This is a genomic window from Pseudomonadota bacterium, assembly GCA_039815145.1.
Classification (GTDB): domain Bacteria; phylum Pseudomonadota; class Gammaproteobacteria; order Steroidobacterales; family JBCBZW01; genus JBCBZW01.
In genome coordinates this window covers 1-3,411 of sequence record JBCBZW010000255.1, presented here as the reverse complement: position 1 = coordinate 3,411, position 3,411 = coordinate 1, and the positions used below count along the sequence as shown (strand labels likewise).

At 67.0% G+C, this 3,411-nt stretch carries 4 protein-coding genes; 1 reads left to right on the top strand and 3 read right to left on the bottom strand.

The genetic code is table 11. The features are described from left to right. On the top strand, positions 1-484 hold a 484-nt coding region (locus AAF184_25390), incomplete at its 5' end, for an MBL fold metallo-hydrolase (GenBank protein MEO0425689.1). A 38-nt stretch (positions 485-522) separates the two neighbouring features. On the opposite strand, the gene AAF184_25385 is transcribed toward AAF184_25390, so the two are convergent. From AAF184_25385 to AAF184_25375, 3 genes are all read right to left on the bottom strand, one after another. Further along, complete coding sequence (locus AAF184_25385; GenBank protein ID MEO0425688.1) at positions 523-1,974, bottom strand: ATP-binding protein; 1,452 nt, start codon at positions 1,972-1,974, stop codon at positions 523-525. A gap of 4 nt (positions 1,975-1,978) precedes the next feature. After that, positions 1,979-2,692, bottom strand: a complete 714-nt coding sequence (locus AAF184_25380; GenBank protein ID MEO0425687.1) for a response regulator transcription factor — start codon at positions 2,690-2,692, stop codon at positions 1,979-1,981. Between the two features lie 214 nt (positions 2,693-2,906). Further along, positions 2,907-3,278 (bottom strand): hypothetical protein, encoded by a 372-nt coding sequence (locus tag AAF184_25375; protein ID MEO0425686.1) that lies wholly within the window; start codon positions 3,276-3,278, stop codon positions 2,907-2,909. Positions 3,279-3,411: the final 133 nt, after the last annotated feature.

Below are 3,411 nucleotides of genomic sequence, written 5' to 3'. Positions count from 1 at the left end.
GTTGCGCTACGGCGTGCTCACCCACCACCACTCCGATCATGTGCTCGGCGTGGCGCCCTACGTGAACGCGGGCGCGACGGTGGTCGCCGCCCGAGCCCACGAACAGGTGGTGCGCGATGCCGCCCCCGACGGCGCGCAACTTACCCTTGAGCTCGTGGACGAACGACGGGTGTTCGACGACGACGGTCAGCGGGTGGAGATCATCGACATTGGCCCCACGGCGCACACCGAGCACCTGCTGGTGGCCTGGCTGCCTGATAGCGGCCTACTCTTCGAGGCGGACCACTTCGCGCGACCGCGTACGGGCGTCATCCCCGCCGCCAACGACTCGACGCGGACCTTCGCCGAAGCGCTGCGCAAGCACGGCCTAACGCCTCTGCGAATCTCCTCCGCCCACAGCCCGGACCTGGCCACCCCTGCGGATCTACGCCTGGCCCTCGAGTCGACACCGAAGGCGACCAAGGCCCCCATGGTGAAGTTCTAAAGGCGTAGCGGCTGGGCGGCCACGCGGTGCGTCGGCAGTCAGTGCCCCACTGCGTGGTCGTGTGCGCCCGCCGGCGCGCCCTGGGTCAGCTCGAAGCTCTCCAGCGGTTCGCCCGTGTGCTCTTCCTGGGCCATGGGCAGGGTGATACTCACACCCAGTCCGCCCAGCGCCGCCCGATAGGCCTCGATACGCCCGCCGTGTGCTGCGACCGCAGACCGCGCGATCGCGAGGCCGATGCCGTAGCCCTCGCGAGCATCGCCCTCATCTTCTCCCTCGGCGCGGTAGAAGGGCTCGAAGATCAGCGCCAGCTGGTCCTCCGCCACCCCCGGACCCTGGTCTTCGAGGCTCAAGACCCAGGACGCCCCCTCCTCGCTCGCCGCTAGGCGCAAGCGAACCACGCCGCTCGCCGGACTGTAGGACAGGGCATTGCGCAGCACGTTCTCGATCGCACTCACGAGGAGTTCTCGATCCCCCAGCACAGGGCACGGCGACACCCCGGACAGGTGCATCGTCACCCCCGCCGCCTGCGCCTCTCCCGCCGCGTCGGCCATGGTGCCGATGACCAGCTCGTCCAGATCGAGCAGCTGGCGCGGGGCGCTGCTGTGGCGCGCGTCGAGGCGCGCGTAGGTGAGCAGGCGTTCGATCAGTCGGTCGAGGCGCTCCACCTCCTGTTCGATCGTGCTCAACTCCGGCAGGGCCGCCTCGCCCTGGCGCTGGCGGGCGAGGGACAGGGCAGCCATCAGGCGGGCCAGGGGACTGCGCAGTTCGTGGGAAACGTCGCGCAGGAGATCCTTATGGGAGCGCACGAGGGCGTCGATGCGCACGGCCATCGCATCGAAGGTGGCGGCGAACTCCGCGATCTCATCGGCGCGCCGCCCGAGGCGTGGGGTCACCCGCACGGAGAAATCTCCCTCCGAGAGGCGATCGCTCGCCTGCTCGAACTCGCGCAGGGGCTGCACGAGGTAGCGCGCGAGGCGCAGGCTGATCAGGATGCTCAAGGGCACAGCGATGAGAATCGCCAGGAGGGGAAACTCCGCACGGAACAACACGCGAGCGATCGCCCGTCGCGACTCGCGGTAGGCCACCTGCTCGCGCGTGGCGGCCGTGTGCAGGCGGTAGTCCTCGCCCTCCACCGTGAAGTTGAAGACGGACTGTTCCACCGTATCCTCATCAGCTGGGCGCCGCGATCTGGCGAAGCGGAAGAGTTCTTCGCCCGCGGCGTTGGTGAGGCGCATGTCGAAGCGACGGCGCACCAGTGGATCCGAGCGCATCCAGTCGATCAACGCATCGATGCGCTTTCCCGGCACGCCGGCCTGAGCGGGAATTCGCTCGATGGCGCTCTCGAAGATCATCCTGCCCATATCGTCCGGGAAGGGCGGCCAGAGGGAATCGTCAGGGGTGCTGGCTCTCAGCACCACGACGGCGCTCACGGAGGAGATGAGCATCACCCCCCAGATGGCGAGCACCACCCTCAGGTAGAGCTTGCGCACCTCGTCAGTCCGGCTGGGGAATCAGCATGTAGCCAGCGCCACGTACCGTGCGAATCAGGGAGGGCTCACGGTGGGGTGATCGCCCGAGCTTGCGGCGCAGGTTCGCCACGTGCACGTCGATGCTGCGATCGTAGGGCTCGTAGCGACGGCCGAGGGCGGTCTTCATCAGCACCTCGCGCGAGACCGGCACGCCCACCGTATCGGCCAGGCAACAGAGCACCATGTACTCGGCGTCGGTCAGGCGCAGCGATCGGCCGTCGAGGGCGGCGGTACGCCGGAGCCGGTCGATCTCCAGGCTACCGATGGAGGTCTTGGGGGCATCGCCGAAGGGGATCCCCGGCGCTTCGTCGCGGCGCAGGATGGCCCGCAGACGCGCCGCCAGCTCGCGCAGGCTACAGGGTTTCGCCAGGTAGTCGTCGGCGCCGGACTCGAGGCCGATCACCCGATCCACCTCATCGCCCTTGGCCGTGAGCATGAGCACGCGCGGCGAGGCCAGCTCCTTGCGCACCCGCTGCAACACCTCGTGACCGCTGAGGCGCGGCATCATGATGTCGAGCACCATGGCGTCCACGGGCTTGCGACTCAAGAAATCGAGCGCCGCCTCGCCGTTGTGCACGCGATGGGTCTCGAAGCCGTCCTGATCCAGGTACTGGGCAACCATCGCTGAAAATTCGCGATCATCGTCTACGAGCAGGATGGTCTTCGCGGAAAGGGGCATGTCTCGATCGTCCAGTGGCTCTGCGTGGTTAAGACCGACGCACCGCGGGTAGCGTTCCCCTGGAAAGAGACAGCCTCCGGGGCTCACGCGATGGCCACGTCAGCACCGCGTGATTCCCCGCCCCGAAGGCCGCCAGTCGATACTGCGTTTGGCAGTGTAGGGCTGGCCGAGCGGCCTGGGGGTCAAGTTTCGTCAAGAAGTGAAGGGCGTTAGCTTACAGACCGCCGCCGGTGCCCGAGCCACACTGCGCGCGACCGAGGTAGGTGCTTTTTCCGCGCGGCGCGTTGGGATTCCACCAGATCTCTACGTAAACGATCAGGGTGCAGCCGAAGCCGTTCACGCAGTCGGCGTACGCGATGGGCACCTCGGGGTTTTGCCCGGTGATCATGCCGCCCGGGTCCGTCGACCACTGGTATTCGTACTGCGGCGCGCTCGGACCTCCCTCCACCTTGTTGTACACCTGCGCCGGGCCCGCTTCGCACACCTGGTCGTATTGCGAGCCGAAGTGCTCGCAGAAGCACTGCGGCACCTGAGCATGTGCACTCGCAGCGAGACCTAACAGGACGCTACCGATCACCATTCGCATGAGCTTTCCCCTGGATCACACCGAGGGACTCAACATAGATCGAAGCCTTTGACGCCAACAACCTGTTTGCCGCACCCTCCGATGAACGGCCTTGGGTACCTAGCAGATACACTATGTTGGGTATCGGCGACAG

Bases quoted from the DNA above. Each gene is read 5' to 3' on its own strand.
- AAF184_25375 (MEO0425686.1), bottom strand. From the start codon at position 3,278: ATGCGAATGGTGATCGGTAGCGTCCTGTTAGGTCTCGCTGCGAGTGCA.
- AAF184_25380 (MEO0425687.1), bottom strand. From the start codon at position 2,692: ATGCCCCTTTCCGCGAAGACCATCCTGCTCGTAGACGATGATCGCGAA.